The sequence below is a fragment of the Streptomyces sp. AK010 genome (assembly GCF_014207295.1).
Classification (GTDB): domain Bacteria; phylum Actinomycetota; class Actinomycetes; order Streptomycetales; family Streptomycetaceae; genus Streptomyces; species Streptomyces massasporeus.
In genome coordinates, this window is sequence record NZ_JACHCX010000027.1 from 1 (window position 1) to 25,051 (window position 25,051).

18 protein-coding genes and 1 riboswitch are annotated in these 25,051 nt (G+C 72.7%); of the genes, 10 read left to right on the forward strand and 8 right to left on the reverse strand.

The annotated features are described in order from the left end of the window. Positions 1-1,141 precede the first annotated feature (1,141 nt). Positions 1,142-1,570 (forward strand): hypothetical protein, encoded by a 429-nt coding sequence (locus tag HDC93_RS33965; RefSeq protein ID WP_185014666.1) that lies wholly within the window; start codon positions 1,142-1,144, stop codon positions 1,568-1,570. Between the two features lie 211 nt (positions 1,571-1,781). Here HDC93_RS33965 and HDC93_RS33970 read toward each other — a convergent pair whose 3' ends face one another. The 3 genes from HDC93_RS33970 to HDC93_RS33980 form a co-directional block, all read right to left on the reverse strand. Beyond that, positions 1,782-2,948 (reverse strand): VWA domain-containing protein, encoded by a 1,167-nt coding sequence (locus HDC93_RS33970; RefSeq protein ID WP_185014667.1) that lies wholly within the window; start codon positions 2,946-2,948, stop codon positions 1,782-1,784. Positions 2,949-3,087: 139 nt separating this feature from the next. Then, a complete protein-coding gene (locus HDC93_RS33975) occupies positions 3,088-5,466 on the reverse strand; it encodes a DUF5682 family protein (protein WP_185014668.1) in 2,379 nt (792 codons plus the stop codon). Positions 5,467-5,596: 130 nt separating this feature from the next. Further along, positions 5,597-6,727, reverse strand: a complete 1,131-nt coding sequence (locus HDC93_RS33980) for an AAA family ATPase (protein WP_185014669.1) — start codon at positions 6,725-6,727, stop codon at positions 5,597-5,599. 145 nt (positions 6,728-6,872) lie between these two features. Between HDC93_RS33980 and HDC93_RS33985 the strand changes: the two genes are divergently transcribed. Then, positions 6,873-8,225, forward strand: coding sequence for an SWIM zinc finger family protein (locus HDC93_RS33985; protein WP_185014670.1), 1,353 nt, complete (start codon positions 6,873-6,875; stop codon positions 8,223-8,225). 145 nt (positions 8,226-8,370) lie between these two features. Continuing rightward, positions 8,371-10,050, forward strand: coding sequence for a DUF5691 domain-containing protein (locus HDC93_RS33990; protein WP_185014671.1), 1,680 nt, complete (start codon positions 8,371-8,373; stop codon positions 10,048-10,050). Positions 10,051-10,259: 209 nt separating this feature from the next. On the opposite strand, the gene HDC93_RS33995 is transcribed toward HDC93_RS33990, so the two are convergent. Further along, positions 10,260-10,676: a cobalamin B12-binding domain-containing protein gene (locus HDC93_RS33995; RefSeq protein ID WP_185014672.1), complete on the reverse strand. Its 417-nt coding sequence runs from the start codon at positions 10,674-10,676 to the stop codon at positions 10,260-10,262. Between the two features lie 539 nt (positions 10,677-11,215). On the opposite strand from HDC93_RS33995, the gene HDC93_RS34000 reads away from it, so the two are divergent. Both HDC93_RS34000 and HDC93_RS34005 read left to right on the forward strand, forming a co-directional pair. Beyond that, positions 11,216-12,079, forward strand: coding sequence for a triacylglycerol lipase (locus HDC93_RS34000; protein ID WP_185014673.1), 864 nt, complete (start codon positions 11,216-11,218; stop codon positions 12,077-12,079). Positions 12,080-12,184: 105 nt separating this feature from the next. Continuing rightward, a complete protein-coding gene (locus HDC93_RS34005) occupies positions 12,185-13,873 on the forward strand; it encodes a M23 family metallopeptidase (RefSeq protein WP_185014674.1) in 1,689 nt (562 codons plus the stop codon). A 58-nt stretch (positions 13,874-13,931) separates the two neighbouring features. Here HDC93_RS34005 and pcrA read toward each other — a convergent pair whose 3' ends face one another. Next, on the reverse strand, positions 13,932-16,409 hold the full coding sequence (pcrA, locus tag HDC93_RS34010) for a DNA helicase PcrA (RefSeq protein WP_185014675.1): 2,478 nt from the start codon (positions 16,407-16,409) through the stop codon (positions 13,932-13,934). A 315-nt stretch (positions 16,410-16,724) separates the two neighbouring features. Further along, positions 16,725-16,898, forward strand: a riboswitch (cyclic di-AMP (ydaO/yuaA leader). Positions 16,899-16,905: 7 nt separating this feature from the next. Between pcrA and HDC93_RS34015 the strand changes: the two genes are divergently transcribed. Together HDC93_RS34015 and HDC93_RS34020 are read left to right on the forward strand one after the other, a co-directional pair. Further along, a complete protein-coding gene (locus HDC93_RS34015; RefSeq protein WP_185014676.1) occupies positions 16,906-18,075 on the forward strand; it encodes a C40 family peptidase in 1,170 nt (389 codons plus the stop codon). A 78-nt stretch (positions 18,076-18,153) separates the two neighbouring features. Next, the gene (locus HDC93_RS34020; protein WP_185014677.1) at positions 18,154-19,095 is read left to right on the forward strand and encodes a hypothetical protein; all 942 of its coding nucleotides are present in this window, start codon (positions 18,154-18,156) and stop codon (positions 19,093-19,095) included. Here the strand turns inward: HDC93_RS34020 and HDC93_RS34025 are convergent. Next, positions 19,073-19,426, reverse strand: coding sequence for a hypothetical protein (locus HDC93_RS34025; RefSeq protein ID WP_185014678.1), 354 nt, complete (start codon positions 19,424-19,426; stop codon positions 19,073-19,075). The genes HDC93_RS34020 and HDC93_RS34025 overlap by 23 nt on opposite strands. A 420-nt stretch (positions 19,427-19,846) precedes the next feature. Here HDC93_RS34025 and HDC93_RS34030 point away from each other — a divergent pair, with 420 nt between their 5' ends. Further along, on the forward strand, positions 19,847-20,905 hold the full coding sequence (locus tag HDC93_RS34030) for a C40 family peptidase (RefSeq protein ID WP_185014679.1): 1,059 nt from the start codon (positions 19,847-19,849) through the stop codon (positions 20,903-20,905). A gap of 251 nt (positions 20,906-21,156) precedes the next feature. Here HDC93_RS34030 and HDC93_RS34035 read toward each other — a convergent pair whose 3' ends face one another. Both HDC93_RS34035 and HDC93_RS34040 read right to left on the reverse strand, forming a co-directional pair. Further along, entirely contained in the window at positions 21,157-21,897 is a 741-nt protein-coding gene (locus tag HDC93_RS34035; protein ID WP_185014680.1) for a response regulator transcription factor, read from the reverse strand. After that, entirely contained in the window at positions 21,894-23,186 is a 1,293-nt protein-coding gene (locus tag HDC93_RS34040) for an ATP-binding protein (RefSeq protein ID WP_185014681.1), read from the reverse strand. The genes HDC93_RS34035 and HDC93_RS34040 overlap by 4 nt, the downstream gene beginning before the upstream one ends. Positions 23,187-23,363: 177 nt before the next feature. Between HDC93_RS34040 and HDC93_RS34045 the strand changes: the two genes are divergently transcribed. Both HDC93_RS34045 and HDC93_RS34050 read left to right on the forward strand, forming a co-directional pair. Then, positions 23,364-24,827, forward strand: a complete 1,464-nt coding sequence (locus HDC93_RS34045) for a PspC domain-containing protein (RefSeq protein WP_185014682.1) — start codon at positions 23,364-23,366, stop codon at positions 24,825-24,827. Beyond that, entirely contained in the window at positions 24,814-25,038 is a 225-nt protein-coding gene (locus tag HDC93_RS34050) for a hypothetical protein (protein ID WP_185014683.1), read from the forward strand. The genes HDC93_RS34045 and HDC93_RS34050 overlap by 14 nt, the downstream gene beginning before the upstream one ends. Positions 25,039-25,051 lie beyond the last annotated feature (13 nt).

Here is a 25,051-nt window from a genome sequence, read left to right on the forward strand (position 1 = left end):
CGACCGGACCAGCTACAAAGCCACCACCGGCATCGAAATCCTCGCACCCGCAGGCCCTTGACAACCTCCCCCAACCGCAAACTGAACGGCCTTGGTACTAGCCGGGGAAGAGGGGGATGTCCTGGTGGCTGCCCCGGGCATCGGCCGCGTCGGTACGGGCCACGAGCCCGGCTACGAGCGTCAGCGGCGCTCGCAGGCCCGGGGCGACGGCGTGGACGTGGCCGTGTCGCGACGAGCCGCCGTCGGCCAGGGACCGGTTGCCGAGCGCACCGTCGGGACGACCACCGGGCGGGTGATGTGCCGGGGTGGGTCCGACGCGGGTGGGCTTTCCGGGGTGGGGGGACGGCCCGGGGTGGGGGGACGGCCCGGGGTGGGTGATGTGGCCGGTGTCATCTGCGCGTCTGACGTGGTGCGTGTGAATGCCGGAAGCCACCGGGCCGCCTACGGGTGCCGCGTGGTGCTCGTTGCCGTGGGCGGCGGAGCCCGGTGTCCCGACCTGCCGCGACGGTCCGGTCCCGTCCACCACCGGCGTCGTCGCCCCACCCGGCTGCGGGCCGGCCGTGACCGGGGCGGGGAGGGGGAGAGCGGGGAGGGAGAGAGCGGGGAGGGAGAGAGCGGGGAGGGAGAGAGCGGGGAGGGAGAGAGCGGGGAGGGGGAGAGCGGGGAGGGGAGGCGAGCCTGGGAGCGCGGTGTCGCTGCCCGGGAGTGCGGGCAGGGCCGGAAGACCGGGCAGGCTCGGCAGGCTCGGCAGGGCGGGTGTATCGGGGAGCATTGGCGAGGTGGGCAGTGCAGGCAGGGCGGGTTCGTCTGGGGGCCCTGGCAAGGGTGAGGCCGGGAGCCCTGACAAAGGGGGCGGTGTCGGCAAGGCGGCTGGAACCGGGAGGTTTGGCAGAGTCGGGGGGCTCGGCGGAACCGGAGCGTTCGGCAGAGCCGGAGCGTTCGGCAGAGCCGGAGCGTTCGGCAGAGCCGGAGCGTTCGGCAGAGCCGGAGGGTTCGGCGGAGCCGGGGCGTCGGTCAGCACGGGGAGGTCGGGCAGAGTCGAGCGGTTCGGCAGAGCCGGGAGGTCGGGCAGCACAGGGTGCGACGAAGGCTTGGGCAGGGCCGGGTGCGACAGCTCCCCCGGCGGCTTCGGCCGCCCCGCGTGCGACGCCCGCTCGGACGACTGCGACTGCGGCTGCGGCTGCGACTGCGGCTGCGGCTGCGGCTGCGGCTGCGGCTGCGGCTGCGGCTGCGGCTGCGGCTGCGAGGACGATGGCAGCGACGACAACGGTGGTGGCGACAGCGACGGCGGTTTCACCCGGCCGTCGGCCACCCCCTCGCTCGCAGCGTCCTCCATGTCACCGGCAGAGCGCCCGAGCCGGTCCCGCGCACCCCCCGGGACGTGAACGCCGCCGACGACCTGCCCGCCCCGCCCCTCCCGCAGCGCCCCTACGCCGCTCTCCGCATACGCCCGCTCCCCGCACAGCAGCCCGATGGCCAGCAACCCACCCACCAGCAGCGCCACTTGGAGCGCACGCCGCCCGGCCGCTGTGTGCGGCGCGCGCAACGCGGCATCGGGCAGAGCTGCTGACCAGGTCAAGAGAGGGAGCTTCCTCCCGTGCGACGGAAGCGGTACTGCCCGGCAGGCAGCACGCACGGCCGAGCAGGCGCCGATCCTCGCACGGGAGTGCGGAGGTTGCGCAAGCCCTTGCTTACCGATGGCCCGTCATGTCCGTTTTGCAGCTCCAAGTCGGACGACGGCACGTCGACACGGCGTCATCTGCCCCCTCCCGACAGGCCCTTCACGCCGCGTCCGGTATCGGCAACGGCCGCTTCTCGATCGCGGCCGCCATCACCTCCGGGAACAGATCGGGCGTGCAGGCGAAGGCCGGTGCCCCCAGCGCCGCGAGCGCCGCCGCGTGCTCCCGGTCGTACGCCGGTGCCCCCTCGTCCGAGAGGGCCAGCAGCGTCACGAACTGCACGCCCGCCGTCTTCATCGCGGAGACCCGCTTGAGCATCTCGTTGCGGATGCCGCCTTCGTAGAGGTCGCTGATCAGCACGACCACCGTCTCCGCGGGCCGGGTGATCTGCGACTGGCAGTAGGCGAGCGCCCGGTTGATGTCCGTGCCACCGCCGAGCTGCGTGCCGAACAGCACGTCGACCGGGTCGTCCAGCTGGTCCGTGAGGTCCACGACCGCCGTGTCGAAGACGACGAGTCGCGTGGAGATCGTCCGCATCGAGGCGAGCACCGCCCCGAACACCGAGGCGTACACCACCGATGCCGCCATGGATCCCGACTGGTCGATACAGAGGATGACCTCCTTCTTGGTGGACCGGTTCGCCCGCCCGTACCCAATGAGCCGCTCCGGCACGATCGTTCGGTACTCGGGCAGGTAGTGCTTGAGGTTGGCCGCGATGGTGCGGTTCCAGTCGATGTCGTGGTGGCGGGTCCGGTTGATCCGGGCGCTGCGGTCCAGCGCGCCGGTGAGGGTGGCCCGGGTGCGGGTCGCCAGCCGCCTCTCCAGGTCCTCGACGACCCTGCGCACGACGGCCCGGGCCGTCTCCTTCGTCGTCTCCGGCATCGCCTTGTCGAGCGACAGCAGCGTGCCGACGAGATGCACGTCGGCCTCGACCGCCTCGAGCATCTCCGGCTCCAGCAGCAGCGTGGCGAGACCGAGCCGGTCGATGGCGTCCCGCTGCATGACCTGCACGACGGAGGACGGGAAGTACGTGCGGATGTCCCCGAGCCAGCGCGCCACCGACGGCGCCGACGCCCCGAGCCCCGCCGAACGGTCCCGGCCCCCCTGTGACCTGGCGTCCTTTCTGCCGTAGAGCGCGGTGAGCGCCCCGTCCATCGCCGCGTCCCGTCCCGACAGCACGCAGCCGGTGCCGTCCGCGGAGTCCCCTCCGAGCACGAGCCGCCAGCGCCGCAGCCGCTCCTGCGCCGGGTCCGTCACCTCGGCCGTCATCCCCGTCCTCCTTCGCGAGGCCGTTCCCACAGCGGGATCACCGGCACGGTCGTCGCGGGCCGTACTTCCGCCCGGAGTCCGCCCGTCGCGGTGCCCCCCGCCGTCTGCGTCGTGGTCCGCTCCCTCGGTGCCACGGTCGTCATCCCGTCACCCCCGCCAGGTCGTTGTTCGTGTTCTCGTCCACTTCGTCCAGCCCGAGCAGCAGCCGCACGACCGGGAGCACGGCGTCCGCACGCTCCAGGTCGAAGTCGGCCGCGAAGCCGGGTATCCCCGCGTTGGCGGCGATCGCGCCACCCGCGGCCCCCGGCCCACGCCGGACCAGTTCACCGAGGGTCCGGCGCACCCCGGGCTCATACGCCGAGAACGTCCGCCGCAGCAGGGGCAGTACGTCCGTGAAGGCCTCGGCGGGAGCCCCGGTCAGCCACGCGTCGACCAGCCCGAGCAGCCGCTCGTCGTGCACCAAAAGCAACCCGCCGCCGGAGCCCCCTCCGACGAAGCCCTCGATCCACGCGGCCGCGTCCGCCGGCGGTGTGCCCGGAGACAGGACGAGTCCCATCAGCAGGGCCGCCTCGTCATGGGCCAGCTCCCCGTCGTCGAGCAGGAGCCGCACGGCCCGCCCCCGGATGGCCCCGGGCACACTGTCCCGCCCGGACAGCACCCGCAGCACCGACTGCCAGCGGCCTCTCAGTCGGCCGTGTCCCGTCGCGGGCGCGTCGCCCAGGAGGCCCACGGCCTGGTGCACCGCCTCCACATGGCGTCGCATCTCCTCGGCGGCGTCCGCGTCGAGCGCGGCACAGGCCGGGGGCAGCCCGACGAAGACCCGCTCGGCCAGTCCCGCGGCGACCGCTGCCAGGGCACCGGTGTCCGTGCCGCGCACGTCGCCGTAGCGCAGGGATCGGACCAGGGCCGGGAGTGCCTGGGCGAGATGGCCGACGTTCGTGTCGAGGGCCGCCCGGTCGGTGAGGATCCGCATCACCGTCGGCAGCGCGCCGGGCAGTTCGGCCAGGAGGCAGTGCTCGGCGAGCGCGGTGACGTCGGCGAGGCCCTGCGCGGTGACAGCGTCCGTCTCGGCCTTGGCTGTCGCGGCGGACAGCACGGTCGTGCCCCACACTCCTGCCTCGGCGATCCGAACGGACAGTTCGGGCTCCCAGCGCAGCCGCCACGTCTCCCGGAACGTGCCCGTGCTGCCCCGCGAGGCGGCCGGTTCGCCCCATGCGATGCCGAGCAGCCGCAGCCGGTGCAGCAGTCTGCTGCGGTCGGCGTCGTTCTCCTTTCGCAGGTCGAGCTCCAGCTCCCTTTCCAGCGCCTCCGGCTTCAGCCGCAGCCGGCGTTGCAGCCGGGTGAGGTCCCGCTGCAACGGCACCGCCGGCGCCGACGGCGGCACCTCCCCCAGTACGTCCCCCACGACCAGCCGGTCCCGCACCAGTTTCAGCGGCACGTCCGAGCCCTCGCACATCACGGCCCGCACCGCGTCGGTCGTCTCGCTCAGGCCGGGCAGCGGACGGCCGCGCATCGCGGCGAGGGTCTCGGCCAGCCGTACCGCCTCGATGACATGGGCGGAGGAGACGATCCGGTCCTCGGCGCGCAGCAGCCCCGCCACCTTGGTCAGCCACCGCTCCACCGGCCGATCGGGGGCGCTGAACAGGTGCCCGTACCAGCCGGGCGAGTCGATGCCGGCCCCGTACCCGCTGCTCCGGGACAACCGCCGGTGCGTCCACGGCACCCAGGTCAGGTCCGTCTTGACCTTGGGCAGCCCCTTGAGCAGCGCCTTGTCGGCGGCGACCGTGGACTTCCGCCGCAGTGCGGGCACGTGCCAGGCCCCGCAGACGACGACCACCGCGTCGTCGAACTCCCGCTGCGCGGCCCGCACCTGGAGCCGCATGTACGCCTCCCGCACCAGGTCCCGGTCGTGACCGCCGCTGCCGTACGTCTCCCGGAGTGCGCCCATGGCCTCCTCCAGCGCGGTGAACGGCGCGAGCGCGTCGCCCTCCTCCGCACCCCGGTGCTCCACGACGTCCTCCCACCAGCGCTCGGGGGCGTCGTAGCCGGCGGTCTCGGCGAGCACGCGGAGCGGATCGATCCACAGGGCGGCCGGGCCGGGGCCGGTGTCTCCCTCCACCGTCGCCGTCTCGGCGTCCGGCGGGCGTCCGCCCTCCGGCGCCTGTGCGTCCTCCTGGCTCCCCCAGGCCAGCGTGTGCGTGGCCGGCAGGTCGATGAAGCGGGCCGGGACGTCGTGGTCCAGGGCCCAGTGGAGGGCGACCCATTCCGGGGAGAACCCGGCCAGTGGCCAGAACGCCGAGCGGCCGGGCTCGTCCACGGCGTGGGCGAGCAGGGCGACCGGTGGCCGCATCTCCTCGTCGGCGGCGAGCGGGATCAGGGCGTCGGCCTCGGGCGGCCCTTCGATCAGCACGACCCGCGGCCGGACCTCCTCCAGCGCCGCCCGCACCGCCCGCGCCGACCCGGGCCCGTGATGCCGCACCCCGAGCAGCACCGGCCCCGCCCCGGGCCTCTGGCCCACGACGCTTCCCACACCGGTCACTTCATCCCCCTACCGTCCCGCACGTCCCCACCCGAACCAGCCGCCGACCGCCGTCCCACCGCCGCTCGGGGCCACCGTCCCACCTCCCGAGGCTCCGGCCCCGTGTCGCTCACACGCTCACCTCACGGCAGGCCCGGTAGAAGTCCTTCCAGCCGTCCCGCTCGCGGACCACCGTCTCCAGGTACTCCTGCCAGATGACCCGGTCCGCCGCCGGGTCGCGGACCACCGCGCCGAGGATGCCCGCGGCGACGTCGCCCGCCCGCAGCACGCCGTCACCGAAGTGAGCCGCCAGGGCGAGCCCGTTGGTGACGACGGAGATCGCCTCGGCCGTGGACAGCGTGCCGCTGGGCGACTTCAGCTTCGTCCGGCCGTCGGCCGTGACCCCGTCGCGCAGCTCGCGGAAGACCGTGACGACCCGGCGGATCTCGACCAGCCCGTCGGGCGCGGCCGGCAGGTCGAGGGAGCGGCCGATCTGGTCGACGCGCCGCGAGACGATGTCGACCTCGGCCTCGGGGCTCTCGGGCAGCGGCAGCACCACCGTGTTGAAGCGGCGGCGCAGGGCGCTGGACAGGTCGTTGACCCCGCGGTCGCGGTCATTGGCCGTGGCGATCAGATTGAAGCCGCGGACCGCCTGCACCTCCTGGCCGAGCTCCGGTATCGGCAGCGTCTTCTCCGACAGGATCGTGATGAGCGTGTCCTGCACGTCGGCCGGGATCCGGGTCAGCTCCTCGACGCGGGCCGTCATGCCCTCCGCCATGGCCCGCATCACCGGGCTGGGTACGAGGGCGTCGCGGCTCGGGCCGTGGGCGAGCAGCTGCGCGTAGTTCCAGCCGTAGCGGATGGCCTCTTCCGGGGTGCCGGCGGTGCCCTGCACCAGCAGCGTGGAGTCGCCGCTGACGGCCGCGGCCAGGTGCTCGGACACCCAGGTCTTCGCCGTGCCCGGCACGCCGAGCAGCAGCAGGGCGCGGTCGGTGGCGAGCGTGGTGACGGCCACCTCGACGATGCGGCGGGGGCCGACATACTTGGGGCTGATCACCGTGCCGTCCGACAGCGTGCCGCCGAGCAGGTAGGTCGCGACGGCCCACGGCGACAGCTTCCAGCGGGCCGGGCGCGGCCGGTCGTCCTGGGCGGCCAGCGCGGCGAGTTCCTGCGCGAAGGCGTCCTCGGCGTGCGGTCGCAACGCCTGGGCGGCTTCCGTCTCCCCCGCTTCGACGGACGTCGGCTCCACGGACACAGTCATGGCAAAGTCCCCCTCCAGCTCGGCCGGTTCGGATCTGGCACCAACGTTGCACCACACCACTGACAATGCGTTCCGACCTGCGAGAACGCCCTGCCGAGGCCGCTCGCGGACCCGATTGTCAGTGGCGGGATCTACCTTCGATGGCATGACTCAGCAGGGGGTGCGCTGGACCGCGGACCAGGTGCTGGCACTGGCGCCTGACGCCGCATCACGCAAAGCGGGATGCAAACTCGGCGCGGCAGGGCCGTGGTCCGAGGCGGGGAGTTCCGACGAGGGGACGGTGTGGGGGCAGTGCAAGGGCAGCGGAAGCAAGCCGTATCAGACGGTCGTGGACATCGCGGACGCCGCCGGCCCCGCGTACAAGTGCAGTTGTCCGAGCCGCAAGTTCCCGTGCAAGCACGCTCTCGGGCTGCTTCTGCTCTGGGCCGCCGCCGACGCGGCCGTGCCGCCGGGGCAGGCGCCGGAGTGGGCCGAGGAGTGGGCGGCGGGGCGGCGCAGGCGCGTGGAGAAGAAGGCCGGGGACGTCTCCGGTGCGCCGTCCGGGTCCGCTGATCCGGAGGCGGCGCGGCGCCGGGCGGAGCGCCGGGCCGAGCGGGTCACGTCGGGCGCGGTGGAGCTGGAGCAGCGTCTGGCCGATCTGCTGCGCGGCGGCCTGGCGACCGCGGAGCAGTCGGGGTACGGCCTCTGGGAGGAGACGGCGGCCCGCATGGTCGACGCCCAGGCCCAGGGTCTGGCGGGCCGGGTGCGGGAGTTGGGGGCGATCCCGTCCACGGGCGCGGGCTGGCCGGTGCGGCTGCTGGAGGAGTGCGCACTGCTGCATCTCCTCGGTCAGGGCTGGCTGCGCCGCGAGCGGCTCCCGGACGGCCTGGCGGCCACGGTCCGTTCCCGCATGGGCCTCCCGGCCTCCGCGGACGGCCCGCCGCTGCGCGACCACTGGCTGGTCCTCGCCCAGTACGACACGACGGACCCGCGCCTGACGACCCGCCGGATCTGGCTGCACGGCGCCGACTCGCACCGCACTGTCCTGCTCCTCTCCTATGGCGCCGCGGGCCGCGCCCCGGAACTGGCGCTGCCGGTGGGGCTGGCCCTGGAGGCGGAGGTGTCCGCGTATCCGGGTGCCGGGCAGCCGCGGGTGGCCCTGGGTGAGCAGTTCGCCCCGCCCGCGCCGGCGGTGATACGTCCGCCGGGGATGACGACGTCCCAGGCGGCGGCCCGTTACGGCGACGCCCTGCGCGACGATCCGTGGCTGGAGTCCGTCCCGGTGACGCTGGACCGGGTCGTTCCGGCCCCGGACGGAGACTCCTGGCAGCTGGCGGACGCCGACGAGGACGCGGCGCTGCCGCTCACTCCCGCCGCGCGCTCCCGGCCGGGCCTGTGGCGGCTCGTCGCCCTGTCGGGCGGTGCCCCGGTCAGAGTCTTCGGCGAATACGGCCACCAGGGCTTCACGCCGCTGACCGCCTGGCCCGAGGGCCCGGGTGACACGGTCGCGCTGTGCTGAGCCGACGTCTGAGCCGACGCCGGTCTCGCCCAGGGCGCTGCGACCGCTCACGCCCATCCCCCAGATCCAAGAATCTTTCAGGCATCACGGGACAACCGATAAGGGCGAGCCTTCAACCACCGGGCGCCCCGCGGAAAGGAACCTCATGACCAGGACCTCCGCTCCTGTGGACGCGCCCGGCGCGGACGTCTGGGAGGGGCTCGTCACCACCGCGCTGCTGGGCACCGACCGCCGCACTCCGCCGGGCACCGCGCCGGGTCGGGACGCACCCGCGGCCCTGCTGGACGCGGCGGCCGTGGAGACCGTACGGCGCCGGGCCGGTCGGCGTCCGGCGCGGGCGGCAGAGCGTCCGCAGCCTGCCCCGGAGGAGTCGCGTCCGGCCCTGCCCCCGGCCGCAGCCCGCAGACTCGCGATGCTGCTGGCCGACCGTCCCGGCCCGTCCGGCGGCGGCCGGCGGGGCGCCGCACCCGATCTGACGGAGCTGCTGCCGCAGTGGCTCGCGGTGGCGAACGCCCGTGGGTTCGCACCGCCTCCGCAGGTGCTCCCGGCGCTGCTGGACGCGGCCCGGGGCCGTACCGATCTGCGGTCGGCGGCACTGCAGTTCGCGGGGCCGCGTGCCCTGTGGCTGGCCCGGCTGAACCCGGACTGGCGGTTCGCCCTGCGCGCGACCCCGGGCGGCGGAGCGGCCCTGCCGCACCCGGAGGACGACGAGAGGGTCCAGCAGCTCTGGCAGGAGGGCCTGTTCGCCGAACGTGTCGCCCTGCTGTCCGCCCTGCGCTCCCGCGAACCGGCCGCCGCCCGCGACCTGCTCGCGACGACTTGGGCGACGGAACGGGCCGAGGACCGGCTGATGTTCCTCGACTCCCTGCGCGCGGGCCTCGGCCCGGACGACGAGCCGTTCCTGGAGCAGTCCCTGGCCGACCGCAGCCGCAACGTCCGGGCGACCGCGGCGGAACTGCTGTCCACCCTGCCCGGTTCGGCGCTGGCCGCGCGGATGGCGGTCAGGGCGGGGGCGTGTGTGGCCATCGACCACATGCGGACCGCGCAGCCCGGAGGGACCGGCGTCGAGGACGCGGAACCCGCGGGAGCCACGAAGAGCGCTCCGACGATCGCCGTCGAGGCCCCGCACGAGTGCGATCCGGGCATGGAACGCGACGGCGTCGTGGCGAGGGCCCCCGCGGGGCGCGGGGAACGGTCCTGGTGGCTCGGTCAGTTGGTGGAGGCGGCCCCGCTCGCGACCTGGCCGCGGCGGCTCGGCGGGCGCACACCCCGGGAGATCGTGGCGCTGCCGGTGGCGGACGACTGGCAGGGCGAACTGCACGCGGCGTGGTGCCGGGCGGCCGTGCGCCAGCGGGACGCCGAATGGTCACGGGCGCTGCTCGGCGAGCCGTCGGCGCCGGACGCGGGCGGCCCGGGAGCGGTGTCCCTGGCCGAACGCGCCAAGCTACTCGGCACGCTGGGCGCCGCCGAACGTGCCGAGTGGGTGGCCGGCTTCATCGCCGCCCACGGATTGTCCGAGGCCTTCCAGCTGCTCGGAGTGTGCGCGGTGCCGTGGGCGGCGCCGCTCGGCCGGGCGGTGGTGGACGCGCTCAACATCGCTCGGGACGCGGGGAGTTATCCATGGAGTTTCAGCGGAGTGATGGGCCTGGCCGAGCGCTGCCTCGATCCGTCCGAGGCCTCCCGGCTCGACGCCCTGCTGGCCGTGCCCGACGAGCCGGAGAACGCGTCTCCGGGAGCCGGCGGCTACTGGGCGGAGGCCTTCCAGCGTCTGGTCACGACCCTGCGTCTGCGCGCGGCGATGACCGAGGAGCTGGGAGGGGCCTGACCCCAGTCCGCGGCTTCGGCGAGGCGCGCCGCAACCCGCTGCCCGAGTCTCTCCACACGGCATCCGGAACCAAGCGCCGCCCGGCAGCCGCCCGCTGTGGAGCACGCCGACGACCTGGGCGGCCTCGGGAAACAGCCGTCGCGCCCCGCCGAACCGGGGGCGCACCGGCCCCGGCCGGACAAGGGGGCCCGGGCCGGACCGCCGGAGTCCTACGCCTGCGCGGGCTGGCGGGCGTTGGTCCGGACCCAGTCCACGATCGACCCCGTCGTCGCGCCCGGGGTGAAGATCTCCGCGACGCCCTTCTCCTTCAGCAGGGGGATGTCCGCCTCGGGGATGATCCCGCCGCCGAAGACAAGGATGTCCTCAGCGTCCCGCTCCTTGAGCAGTTCGATCACCGCGGCGAAGAGCGTGTTGTGCGCTCCGGAGAGGATGGACAGCCCGATCGCGTCGGCGTCCTCCTGGATCGCGGTGTCGACGATCTGCTCGGGAGTCTGGTGGAGGCCGGTGTAGATGACCTCCATACCGGCGTCGCGCAGGGCCCGCGCGATCACCTTGGCCCCGCGATCGTGGCCGTCGAGCCCCGGCTTGGCCACCACCACGCGGATCGGACCGGCTGCCACACCCATCACTGCCTCCATGAAGCGACTACATCCATCCGTACCGACAAGTACCGCACACATCGGGCAAGCCGTACACGCCGCACCGCACGGACACCCCGCCCCGAATCGTCCGGGCAAGTGAACGAACGTTATCTCCAGGATCCCGCAACCGGCAGTTTCGCGGTGGATAGCGAGGGGGAAATCACACGATGGGACAAGCGCAAGGGGAGTGGCACCGAGGCCGTCGTATCGCCGCATCCACCACACACCGCGGTGGGACGGCGCCTCGGCGAAGGCACGCAGGGCACGCACCGCACGCAGGGCACGCACCGCACGCAGGGCACGCAGGGCAGACACGGCGCACCAGCGGGGAACCTCGTCACCCCACCGATCGGGGACCTCCGTCGCACCACCGGCGTCACGCCCGCCACACGCCGCGCCCTGCCCCCGCTGCTCACGCGGCTCACGCCGCTCTCGCGGTCATCGCCGGCCGTCTTCGCAGCTGCTTTCCACGAGGGCACACGGGGGGCGAAGGCGTCCTCCCGCGTGCCGACAGGAGGTCGGCCATGAAGGTCACCAGGGCGGCTCTGCCCCTTCTTCCGCTCTGCGAGCGCCTGCTGCCGGGCAGGCTGGCGGGACTCTCCCTGGCTCTCCTGAAGGCCACCGCACTGGAGATCGCGATCCTGGCCGGGCATCTCCTCCTCTATCCGTCCGGCATCGCCCAGGAGCGGCGCGCTCCCGTTCCGGCTCTGCCCGCGGACGGCGCCGCCCAACTGCCCACGGAGGCCAAGCCTCCGGTCCTGCTGCTGCACGGCTTCATCGACAACCGCTCGGTTTTCGTCCTGTTGCGCCGCAGCCTCGCCCAGCACGGCAGGCAGCAGATCGAGTCCCTCAACTACTCGCCGCTGACCTGCGACATACGCGCCGCCGCCGAACTGCTCGGCCGTCGTATCGAGGAGATCTGCGAGCGCACGGGGGCCGGGCAGGTCGATGTCGTCGGGCACAGTCTCGGCGGCCTGATAGCGCGTTACTACGTGCAGCGGCTCGGCGGCGACGCACGCGTGCGGACCCTTGTCACGCTCGGCACGCCGCACTCGGGGACCCGAGTGATGCCCGTGGCGAACGCGCACCCCATCGTGCGCCAGATGCGCCCCGGCTCACCGGTGCTCGAGGAGCTCACTCTGCCCGCCCCTGACTGCCGTACGCACTTCGTCGGCTTCTGGAGCGACCTGGACCATGTGATGGACCCGCCGGAGACGGCCTGCATCGACCATCCCGACCTGATGGCGCAGAACGTGCGCGTGACCGGCATCGGTCATCTCGCCCTGCCCGTGCACCCCGCCGTCGCCAACGGCATACGGCAGGTCCTCGACACGGCCCAGCCGGGTGAACCGTCGACCGAACACAGCGCCGGTCTCACAGTCGCCTGAGACTCGTCATACAGCGATCACTCGGCACCACAGCACCGATCAAGCTCGAACAAACTTCGAACACAGAGCCAAACCCGTGCCCGCCGTCCGCCAAAACACGGCCGAATGCCCGTTTCCTGCGCGCGCGAAACCTGCCGAAGATTGTCGTGCCCGCGTACCGCCGGGTACAGTCGCCGCACTGCTCTGGCAGCCCCTGTTGTCGAGGCGAAAGAGAAGTTGGTGAACGACCGTCACCCGTCGGGGACCATGACCCCGGCTCCGGCTTCCGACGCCGCCTCCGCGCACTACGCGTCGTACGGCACGCAGGAAGCCCAGTACGGCGACTTCACCACCTACGGCGAGTACGCCGCCACCGGTTTTGACGCCACCGGTGCCCACGCCACCGGTACCCATGGTGCCGGTTTCGACGCCACCGGGCACGCCACCGCGAGCTTCGCGACCGACCCCCTCTTCGGCGACATGCCGGGCAGCGGCCAGGAGGGCACCTACGACACCGGTCACTGGCCCACCGGCACGCACGACAACGTGCACTACGACGCCTACGCGGCCCAGCACCACGCCGCCTACGACACCGGCGTCTACGACACGACGTCCTGGACGGCCGAGCAGCAGCCGATGTCGGCCATCCCTTCCCAGGCCCCGTCCCCCGACGCCACCGGGCAGTGGGACGCGGGCACCTGGCTCCAGCCCGACCAGGGCGGCAACCCCGCCGACCACACCCAGCAATGGGAGTGGGGCACGCAGACCTTCGACACGGGCGCCTACGACGCGACGCAGTGGAACTCCGACGGCACCGCCGTGTCGGCCCCCGACGCGTACGAACACCCCGCCGAAACCTTCGACCAGCACGAGACCACGCCGTTCGACCAGCTCGAGACCGCGACGTTCGACCAGGTCACCTACGACGAATCCGCCGGGACGGACTACCGTGACCCCGCCGCGGACGGCGGTGAGCCGACCGCCACCGGCGAACTGCCCGTCGTCGCCTCGCTGCTGGACGGCCAGGAGGACGTCACTCCGGCCCGGTCCTCCCGGGCGGCCGCGCGCGCCGGGTCCCGCTCCCGCCGCCGTACGCCCCCCAAGCGCTCGGCGCTGATGACCATCGCGGTGCCCTCGGCCTGTGTGATGGGTGTCGCCGGGATCGCCGCCGCCTCCGTCGGCACGTTCTCCGACGACAGCGCCGCGGAGGCGCAGACGACCGCGGCGGACGTGCAGCCGGTCAAGCCGGCCGCCGCCAACAACAAGCTGGACACGCAGTTGCAGAGCCTGTCCGCCGGCGCCGACGACTTCGCCGACCGGGCCAGCCGTACGCAGGAGCGCATCGACCTCAAGGCCCAGCAGGCGGCCGAGAAGAAGAGGGCGGCGGAGGAGGCGGCCCGCAAGGAGCGGATGCGCCCCAAGTTCGCCCTGCCGGTCGCGCGGCACGGACTCAGCGCCACCTACGGCCAGTCCGGCATCAACTGGATGTCCCTGCACACCGGCATCGACTTCCCCGTCTCGTACGGCACGACCGTGATGGCCGCGACCGACGGCACCGTCCGCACGCAGTGGAACAGCGCGTACGGCAACATGCTGATCCTGACCGCGAAGGACGGCACGGAGACGTGGTACTGCCACCTCTCCACCTACACGGTCCCCTCGGGTACGACCGTGAAGGCCGGCGATCCGATCGCGCGCTCCGGCAACTCCGGCAACTCCACCGGCCCGCACCTGCACTTCGAGGTGCGCCCGGGCGGCGGCTCGGCGATCGACCCGCTCCCGTGGCTGCGCAGCCACGGCATCGACCCGATGTAACGTCCCGGCAACCCCCGTCCGTCGAGCGGACAGGGGCCCACCGGCACATCTCAGGGCGCTACAGCTTCTCCACCGGCGCGTACCGCAGGAGCAGCCGCTTCGGCTTGGTGTCGCCGAAGTCGATCGTCGCCTCGGCGTTGCCGCCCGTGCCCTTGACTCCGACGACGGTCCCGAGTCCGAACTGATCGTGCGTGACCCGGTCCCCGACCGCCAGTGACACCACGGGCTTCTCGGAGGTGCGTCGCGTGGCGAACCCGGAGGCGCCCGACGCCGACGAGCGCGAGCGGGACGACGACAGCGAGGCCGCCACCGCCGAGACCGGCCCGGAGGATGCGGGCGTGGTCGCTCCCGTCCGCTTCCACTCCACGTGGGTCGGCGGGATCTCCTCCAGGAACCGGGAGGGCGGGTTGTACGAGGGCTGACCCCAGGCGCTGCGCAGCGTGGACCGGGTCAGGTAGAGCCGCTCCCGCGCGCGGGTGATGCCGACGTAGGCCAGGCGCCGCTCCTCCTCCAGCTCCTTTGTCTGGCCGAGGGCACGCATGTGCGGGAAGACGCCGTCCTCCATGCCGGTCAGGAAGACGACGGGGAACTCAAGGCCCTTGGCGGTGTGCAGGGTCATGAGGGTGATGACGCCGTCGCCGTCCTCCTCGTCGGGGATCTGGTCGGAGTCCGCGACCAGCGCGACCTGCTCGAGGAAGTCGGACAGCGAGGCCTGCTCGTCCTCACCGCGCTCCTGCTCGAACTCCATGGCGACGGCGGCGAGTTCCTGGAGGTTCTCGATCCGGGTCTCGTCCTGCGGGTCGGTGGAGGCCTGGAGCTCGGCGAGGTAGCCGGTGCGCTCCAGGACTGCCTCCAGCACCGTGGCCGGTCCGGCGCCGGACTCGACGATGGTGCGGAGGTCCTCCATCAGCGTGTTGAACCGCTTGACGGCGTTGGTGGAGCGCGCGGCCATGCCGTACGCCTCGTCGACGCGCTTGAGCGCCTGCGGGAAGCTGATCTTCTCGCGCTGGGACAGGGCGTCGATCATCGCCTCGGCGCGGTCGCCGATGCCCCGCTTGGGGACGTTGAGGATCCGGCGCAGCGGCACCGAGTCCTCGGGGTTGGCGAGCACGCGCAGGTAGGCCAGGACGTCCCGGACCTCCTTGCGCTCGTAGAAGCGGACGCCGCCGACGACCTTGTAGGGCAGGCCGACGCGGATGAAGATCTCTTCGAAGACACGGGACTGGGCGTTGGTGCGGTAGAAGACCGCGACGTCGCCGGCCTTCGCGTCGCCCGCGTCGGTGAGGCGGTCTATCTCCTCGGCGACGAACTGCGCCTCGTCGTGCTCGGTGTCGGCGACGTAGCCGGTGATCTGCGCACCGGCGCCCGCGTTGGTCCACAGGTTCTTGGGGCGGCGGGACTCGTTGCGCTCGATGACGGCGTTGGCGGCGCTGAGGATCGTCTGCGTGGAGCGGTAGTTCTGCTCGAGCAGGATCGTCGTCGCGTCCGGGTAGTCCTCCTCGAACTGGAGGATGTTGCGGATGGTCGCGCCGCGGAAGGCGTAGATCGACTGGTCGGCGTCACCCACCACGCACAGCTCGGCGGGCGGGACCTCCGCCTCGGGCGGGACGTCGACGGGGTGCTCGGAGGTGCCGACGAGCTCGCGGACGAGGGCGTACTGGGCGTGGTTGGTGTCCTGGTACTCGTCCACCAGCACATGGCGGAAGCGGCGGCGGTAGTGCTCGGCGACGTCCGGGAAGGCGCGCAGCAGGTTGACCGTCGTCATGATCAGGTCGTCGAAGTCGAGGGCGTTCGCCTCGCGCAGCCGCGACTGGTACATGGCGTAGGCCTGGGCGAGGGTCTTCTCGAAGCCGTCGGTGGCCTGGGCGGCGAAGTCCTCCTCGTCGATCAGCTCGTTCTTCAGGTTGCTGATCTTGGCGCTGAAGGACTTCGGCGGGAAGCGCTTGGGGTCGAGGTCCAGGTCGCGGCAGACCAGGGCCATCAGGCGCTTGGAGTCGGCGGCGTCGTAGATCGAGAAGGAGGAGGTGAAGCCGAGCTTCTTGCTCTCCCGGCGCAGGATGCGCACGCACGCGCTGTGGAAGGTCATGACCCACATGGCGTTGGCGCGCGGGCCGACGAGCTGCTCGACGCGTTCCTTCATCTCGCCGGCGGCCTTGTTGGTGAAGGTGATCGCGAGGATCTGGCCCGGGTGCACGTCCCGCTCGGCGAGCAGGTGGGCGATGCGGTGCGTGAGCACCCGGGTCTTGCCGGAACCGGCTCCGGCCACGATGAGCAGGGGGGAGCCGGAGTGGACGACGGCGGCGCGCTGGTTGTCGTTCAGCCCTTCCAGCAGCGCGGCGGAGTCGATCACCGGGCGGGGGGCGCCGTCGCGGTAGTAGGCGTCCCGGTCCGGGGGCGCGTCGAACTTCCCGCCGAACAGATCGTCCGGAATCGGCTCCGGTACGTGATCGTCCTCGGGTGGCGGCGGGGGCTCGTCGGCCGGGCCCCGCTGGGCCTGGAGGTTCGCCAGGAAGTTGTCGTCAAAGAGGCTGCTCATCGCTCTCCGAGTCTAGGGCGCCCCACTGACAGCCCGCCGCCGCCCTGAGAACATCGCCCCCGCGCCGGGGCTCCCGCCGACCGACCGACGGCTTCTTGTCGCCCTCCATGACCGCATGATCACGGACTGCTACGCCCCCCGCAATTGCGGATGAATCGCGACCAATCCCCCTCGATCGCTCACTATCGGCAAGGCTCTTGAGTAAGGTCACGAAAATGTATCGGGCATATCACCCATCAACCTTCACAGGGGCCACACGAGTTGGCTACCGTGCGACCAGGCCGCATGACCCCCACCGGCGAACGTCGCCGGGCCGCGCGGCCTCCGCCGAGTCCGGCACGCCGCAGCGGCAGCCGGAGCCGGGGACCCAACCGTGAACCTGGGGTGAATCGGCCCGACTCCCTGTACGGAGACGGCCGTAGGGCAAACCTTCCGAACCACCCGCCCGAACCCGACAGCTAACTCGGTAGGCGGAACGTGGAAGGAGTCGCCTCCCTTGGCGTCGCACCGCAAGTCGCGTCCTACGGGTACGCGCGTGGCAGGCATACGGACCCCCGCCCTCGCCACGGCGGCCCTCACCTCCGTGGCCCTGCTGTCCCAGTCGGCCAACGCCGCCCCCGCGGCCGACGACAAGCCCAGCCTGGAGGAAGTCGAGAAGAAGGTCGACGACCTGTACCGCCAGGCCGAGTCGGCGACCGACAAGTACAACGCGGCCAAGGAGAAGACCGCGAAGCAGCGCAAGCGCGCCGACACCCTCCTCGACGACGTCGCCGAGCGCACCCAGAAGCTCAACGAGGCGCGCGAGGAGCTGGGTTCCTTCGCCTCCGCCCAGTACCGCACCGGCGCCGCCGCCCCGGACACCGCGACGTTCCTGCTCGCGGACACCCCGCAGGACTACTTCGACCAGACCCAGCTGATGGACCGGATGACCGGCCGCCAGAAGGTCGCGGTCGACGACTACGTCACGCAGCAGTCCGAGACGATGAAGAAGCGCCAGGAGGCCACCGAGAGCCTAGAGACGCTCACCGACTCGCAGGACGGCCTGAAGACGGCCAAGGCCACCGTCCAGCGCAAGCTCGCCGACGCGCGTGAGCTGATGTCGAAGCTGACCGTTGAGGAGAAGGCCCGGCTCGCGGCGATCGAGAAGGAGAAGCGGGCGGAGGCCGCCCGCAAGGCCGACGAGCTGGCCCGGCAGCAGGCCGCGCAGCAGAAGGCGCAGGAGGAGGCGGCTCAGCAGCAGGACAGCGGGCCCTCCTCGTCTGGCTCCGGCTCGTCCCCCTCGACGGCACCGGCCGACTCCTCGTACGCCACCAAGGCCGACAAGGCGCTCGCCTTCGCCCGGGCCCAGATCGGCAAGCCGTACGTGTGGGGCGCGGTCGGACCCGGCTCCTACGACTGCTCCGGCCTCACCCAGGCCGCCTGGAAGGCCGCGGGCGTCACCCTGCCGCGCACGACCTACGACCAGGTGAACGCCGGCACCACGGTCCCGCTCTCCCAGGCCCGGCCCGGCGACCTGGTCTTCTTCTACGACGACGTCACCCACGTCGGGATCTACATCGGCAACGGCATGATGATCCACGCCCCGAAGCCCGGCACGTACGTGCGCGAGGAGTCGATCTACTACGACGGCGAGTCCGCGATCCACAGCGTGGTGCGCCCGGCCTGAGAAGTCCCGCCACGTTTTTGAGGGGCACACGCGCGTGCCCCTCCCGTAACCCGCGCGGCGCTCTCTAGCATCGGCGCTATGCCCGGTCCCTCCCCGTTTGCCACCTGGTGGGCGACGTATGCGCTGGCGACCGGCATCGTGTCGGTCGGTCTCGACTCGGCGGAATACGACGTCCTCTCCCGCATCGCCCTCGGCCTGGCCTGCGCGGCCTGGCTGGTGGCGGCCGCGGGCCTCGCCCAGCGGAGGCACGGCGCGTGGCGGGCGGAGACGCCGGCCGCGCTCACCACCGTGGCGGCGACCGCCGTCCTGGGCACCGGCTTCTCCGCGGCAGGCCTGCAGGCCCTCGCCGAAGCCCTGCTGGCCCTCGCCATGCTGCTCTGGGCGGTGCTGCTCACCGCGGAGGCCCAGGGGCGGCGCGGAACGGTGTTCCTGCGCTGCGTGGCCACCGAAGGGCTCGCCGTGCTCGGCGCGACGCTCGCCGCGGCGGACTCGGCGGCCTGGCTCGCCCACGCGGCCCTGGTGCTGTTCTGGCTGGGGCTCGCCCTCTACTGCTTCGCCCTGTTCCGCTTCCAGCCCCGGCAGGTGGAGGAGGGGCGCGGGGACCACTGGCTCGCGGCCGGCGCCCTCGCCGTCTCCTCCCTGGCCGGGGCGAAACTCCTCAGCGCCGACAGCTCGCGCCTGTACCTGTGGAACGAGGAGAACACCAGCACCCTGCGCACGACGACCGTCACGCTGCTCGTGCTCGCGCTGATCGCCTGCGTCGCCCTGCTCGTCGCCGAGCTGTTCTGGCCCCGGCACGACTACGACGTGCGGCGCTGGGCGACCGTGTTCGCCGCGGTGGTGACGGCGGCGGCCACCCTGGCGGTCGCCGCCGCGCTCGACGTCGCCTGGCTCGACGCCGCCGGGGAGGTGCTGCTGTGGATCGCGGTGGCCGCCTGGCTCGGGTGCACCGCCTGGGCTCTCGCCTCCGCCCGGGCCGGCGCCCGGCGCTCCCGGGTCAGGTCCAGAGCACGGCGATGAAGATGTTCGCCGTGGTCAGCAGACCCACCAGGCCGAAGAGGCCCTTGTCCACCTTCTCGTCGTCCCGCTTCACGTAGACCAGGCCGAGGATCACGATCAGCAGGGCCAGCTTCACGCCGATCTTCAGGTTGTTCACGGACTGGTCGTCGGCCTGGTTGAGGCCGACCAGGATCACCCCGGTGACCAGCATCGTGAAGGCGCCGTGCAGCATCGCGGGGGTGAAGCGGGCGGTACCCTCGCCCATCGCCTTCATCTGGGTGAGGAAGCCACCCAAAAGCGAGGCGATGCCGATGATGTGGAGGCCGACGAAGAGGTGGATGAGTACGTCCATGAGGCCGGAGCCTAATCAGGGGCTCCGGGGGCACCCGACACCGGCCCACTGATGCATAAATGCGCCTCATAGCACCCGATCACGGTCACTCGCTCGGAATCCGGCGTATCGGTCATCACGCTGAGTGAAGTGGACGGCGCATCGGTGGGCCCACGGTCGCATACGGTCACCGTCGGTCCTCTCACGTCACTTCCGCACACCCGCCACGGGCCCGGTACGGCGACATTTAGCGTCCTCCACCAGGTGCCCGGCTCCCCACCGCCGCCCGGGCCAGGGGCGGCAGTCGGACACCACCGCCGAATAGTCCGGCGGCGATCCGCTCCCCCTGTGCGGGCCGTCGCCGGACGCGCAGGCCGCCCGTCCGCTCCCCACGGCGGCCGCACGCACCCCCGGCGGTCGAGGAAAGGACGTGGCCTCCAGGTGGCAGCGCACCGCAAGCCCCGACAGCGCTCGATGGGTGGCAGCAAGGCCCGTACGGCCGCCACGATCGCCCTCGCGGGCGCGGCGACGGCGACGGGCTTCGACGGCACCGGACACGCCGAACCACAGCTCAGCCCCGCCCAGGTCAAGGCCGAGGTGGACGAGCTGTACCAGGAGGCGGAGGTCGCCACCGAGAAGTACAACGGCGCGAAGGAGAAGGCCGAGGCGGCCGGGCAGCGGCTGAAGGACCTCCAGGACCAGGCGGCACGTAAGGAGGAGCGGCTCAACTCCGCCCGCGACGCCCTCGGTTCGGTCGCCGCCGCACAGTACCGCGCCGGGGGCCTCGACCCCGCGGTGCAGCTCGCCCTGTCCGACGATCCTGACCGGTACCTAGAGAACGCCGAGTTCGTGGAGCGGACCGGCAACCGGCAGAACGCCGCCGTCGCGGGCGTACGCAAGCAGCTACGGGAGATCGAGCAGCTGCGCGGGGCCGCCCGCATCGAGCTGACCTCGCTGAAGTCGCGGCAGACGGAGCTGAAGCGGCACAAGAAGACGATCACCGGCAAACTCGGCTCGGCACGGCGGCTGCTGTCCCGGCTCAGCGTGCAGGAACGTTCCCGGCTGGGCTCATCGTCCGACCGCGCCTCGCGCTCGACGGGCGCGCGGGACACCCTCGCGGCCCCCGGCTCCGCCTCGGCCCAGGCGCCCAACTCCCGCGCCGCCGCGGCCGTCTCCTACGCCTACCAGAAGCTCGGCAGCCCCTACGTCTGGGGCGCCACCGGCCCGAACGCCTTCGACTGCTCGGGCCTCGCCCAGGCCGCGTACCGCGCCGTGGGCGTCTCCCTGCCCCGCACGACGTACTCCCAGATCGCCGCCGGCCGCCGCGTCTCCCGTTCCGAACTCCTCCCCGGCGACCTGGTGTTCTTCTACGCCGGCATCAGCCATGTCGGCATCTACGTCGGCAACGGCCGGATGATCCACGCGCCGAACCCCTCCGCGCCGGTGCGGGTCGCCCCGCTGGACGAGATGCCGTTCGCGGGGGCGGTCCGGGTGGTGTGAGCGGGGGGCGGTCCGGGTGGTGTGAGCGGGGGGCGGTCCGGGTGGTGTGAGCGGGCGGGCCGGGCGTGGGCCCACCCGCCCCGCGTCACACCAGCCGGCGAGCCGTCGCCCAGCGCGTCAGCTCGTGCCGGTTGGAGAGCTGGAGCGCGTGGGCCCACCCGCCCCGCGTCACACCAGCCGGCGAGCCGTCGCCCAGCGCGTCAGCTCGTGCCGGTTGGAGAGCTGGAGCGCGTGGGCCCACCCGCCCCGCGTCACACCAGCCGGCGAGCCGTCGCCCAGCGCGTCAGCTCGTGCCGGTTGGAGAGCTGGAGCTTGCGCAGCACCGCCGAGACGTGCGACTCGACCGTCTTCACCGAAATGTACAGCTGCTTGGCGATCTCCTTGTACGCGTAGCCCCGCGCGATCAGCCGCAGCACCTCGCGCTCGCGCTGGGTCAGGCGGTCCAGGTCCTCGTCGACCGGCGGCGCGTCCGTGGAGGCGAAGGCGTCCAGGACGAAGCCGGCCAGCCTCGGCGAGAAGACCGCGTCGCCCTCCTGGACACGGAAGACGGAGTTCACGAGGTCCGTACCGGTGATCGTCTTGGTGACGTACCCGCGGGCCCCGCCGCGGATCACGCCGATCACGTCCTCCGCCGCGTCCGACACGGACAGCGCGAGGAAGCGGACCGGCTGCTCGGTGTCGCCCATCAACGGGGCGCAGCGGCGCAGCACTTCCACGCCGCCCCCGCCCGGCAGGTGCACGTCGAGCAGGACCACCTCGGGCCGGGTCTCGGTGATGACCGTGACGGCCTGGTCGACGTCCGCGGCCTCGCCGACGACCTTGACTCCGGTCTGCTCGGTCTGTCCGATCTCGGCCTGGACCCCCGTGCGAAACATGCGGTGGTCGTCCACGAGGACCACGCGCACGTGACGCCCGGGGCCGCCGCCCGACTCCGCGGGTCCCGCCGCCTCCGCCGATCCCGCCGTACCGTTCGCCTCGGTCGGGTCGCTCATGACGTCTTCTCCGCCCTCTCCATCTCCAGTTCGACCTCCGTGCCGCCGTCCGGCACCGCGCGCAGCCGGGCCGTGCCGCCGTTGCGCTCCATGCGGCCGATGATCGATTCTCTGACACCCATCCGGTCGGCGGGTATCGAGCCGAGGTCGAAGCCGGGGCCGCGGTCCCGGACGGACACGAAGACCGTCTTCCCCTCGACCTCGGCGAAGACCTGTACGGCGCCGCCCTCGCCACCGTACTTGGCGGCGTTCACCATTGCTTCCCGCGCGGCCTGCATCTGCGCGGAGATCCTCTCGTCGAGCGGGCAGTCGCCCACGACCACGACCTCGATGGGCACGCCGTGCTTGTCCTCCACCTCGGCCGCGTTGCGCCGGACGGCGTCGGCGAGGGCGGTGGGCTCGTCGGCCTCGTCCTTGCCGGTGCCCTCGGGCTTGTAGAGCCAGGTGCGCAGGTCGCGCTCCTGGGCGCGGGCCAGGCGGCGGACCTCGTTCGCGTTCTCCGCGTTGCGCTGTATCAGGGTGAGGGTGTGCAGCACCGAGTCGTGCACATGGGCGGCGACCTCCGCGCGCTCCTGGGCACGGATGCGCATCAGGCGCTCCTCGGAGAGGTCCTGCGTCATGCGCACCAGATACGGCCCCGCGAGCAGCGTTATCCCGACCAGGACCGCGAGGGCCGCCTGGAGGACCGATCCGAGGTGGGCCGCGGACCCTTGCAGGACGAAGATGCCGGAGACGCCGGCCGTCACCAGCAGCACGCCGCCCACCGAGCGCAGCAGCGTGACCGTGCGCCGGCGGCGGCCGACCTCGGCCCAGCGGGCCCGGCGGGCGTTGTCCGCCTGCCGCCAGACCAGGGCGACACCCGCGCCGACGAACACCATCGGCCAGAGGTACGCCCTGGCTCCGCCGCTGAGGTTCACGTTGCCCACGAAGACCATGGCCACCACGACCATGAGGAGCAGCGCCACGATCTGGCCCTTGTCGGGTCTGCGCGCGACGAGCCTGCGGCGGCCGTCGGACGAGGTCTCCGCGGTCAGGGGCGACGGCGGCTTCTGCGCCTCGACACCGCCGACGCCGAGCGGGACGAAGAACCAGAACGCGGCGTACAGCAGCGCGCCGAGGCCGTCGGCCATGAACAGGCCGACGAAGACCAGTCGCACCCAGATCACGGGCAGCCCGAGATGCCCGGCGAGGCCCCGCGCCACGCCCCCGAGCCAGCGTCCGTCACTGCTGCGGTAGAGCTTGCGCGGCGGCCGCGGTTCGGCGAGTGGCGCTGCTGCGGCTTCCGACATGCCATTGATGGTCACACGTGCGGAAGGCCGGAGCATCAGGGTCGACCCCTAGAGCTCCCCTGATCTCCGCGGACCGCCTCTCGAACGCTTCCCGAGCGGTCTCTCAGGGCCGATATCAGGGTCCGGCCAGGGTCGTTCCGACTCCCGCCCGGGCGCCGCGCCCGTCACCATGGACCCATGACCGATCACGAGCACGCCGCGACGGGTCCGGGACCCGGCTCCGGCCCACGCCCCGCTCAGGGCGCCGGGCCGCAGGATGCCGCGCCCGCCGCGGGCTCCGCACCCGGGCGGGCGGGCGCGGGAGAACAGGGAGGAGCACCCGGTACGGCCGGCCCCGCCGAGGACGCCGCCCCGGCCGGCCCGCCCCACGCCTTCCGCCGCGACCGCCGCCACAAGACCCTGGCCGGCGTCTGTGCCGGGCTCGGGCGGCAGTGCGACATGGACCCGGTGATCTTCCGCATCACCCTCGCCGTGCTCTCCGCCACCGGCGGCATCGGCCTCATCTTCTACGGCTTCGCCTGGCTCTTCGTCCCGTCCGACGACGAGGAGGAGAACGAGGTCCGCAAGCTGCTCACCGGCCGGGTCGACGGCCAGGCCCTGGCGGCCGTGCTGTTCGCGCTGGTCGGCTGCGGGGTGTTCCTGACCATGCTGAACAACGGCGGGGTGCTGACCTTCGCCGTCGTCCTCTCCCTCCTCCTCGCGGGCGCCGGTTACTGGTCGCGTCAGCGCGGCGCCCCCAGCCCCGACCCCCTGGCCGCGCAGGCCGCGGCCGACGCCCCGCCGGAGCCCCAGGCGCCGCCGGTGCTCCTGACCACGCCCTCCTGGTGGCGCGACCCGATCGTCAAGGACGGCACCCACATCGGCGGCACGGGCTATCTGTGGGGCCCTCGCGGCACCCAGGACCTCGATGTCGCCGCGGCCGTCAACATCAGCCTCGGCATCCGGCCCGGCGCCCGCGCGGACATACCGGCCCGGCGCCCCCAGCCGCCCCAGCCGCCCCGGCCGAGCGGCCCGCGGTGGATCGGCGGCTGGGTCTTCCTGCTGGCCCTGCTCGCGGGAGCCCTGGGCACGAGCCGCACCTGGGACGGGCATCCGCTCGGCACCAGCCTGCAGACGGGACTGGCCTGCGCGCTCGCCGTCCTGGGCCTGGGCATAGCCGTCAGCGCCTTCCTGGGCCGGACCGGCGCCGGTTCGATCTTCCTGGCGATCCTCACAGCCGGCCTGCTCGCCGGCGCGGCGGCCCTGCCCAAGGACATCGACACCCACTGGGCGCGCACCACCTGGCAGCCCGCCACGGTGGCGGACGTACGGCCGCGATACGACCTGGGAACCGGTGTCGGCACACTGGACCTGAGCAGGCTGGACGTGTCCGGGAAGCAGACGGTGACGACAGGGGCGGAGGTCGGCATGGGCAAGCTCAGAGTGCTCGTGCCCCAGGACGTGACGGTGCGGCTGGACGTCGAGGTGGGCATCGGCGACCTCCAACTGCCGGGCGACGACCCGAAGGACGTGGACGTGCAGCCTGGACGGCACAAGGAGATCACCCTCTCCCCCGCGGAGGGCGTCGAGAAGTCCGGCACCATCGACCTGGACCTCCAGGTCGGCATGGGACAGGCGGAGGTGACCCGTGCTTCGTCATGAAGTCCAGCCCGGAAAGCTGCTCGCGGGCAGCGTCCTCATCGTGACGGGCGTGCTCTACGCCGGTGACGCGGGTGGCGCCTGGGAGACCCCGTGGTTCGTGGCGATCCCCCTCGTCACCGGCGGGCTGTGCCTCGCGGGCACGGTGGCGTTCCTGACGGGCCGCGCACGCCGGCGCCGCCAGGGAGGTCGTACGGGCCCGGAACAGGCCTGACGGTGAGCGGCCC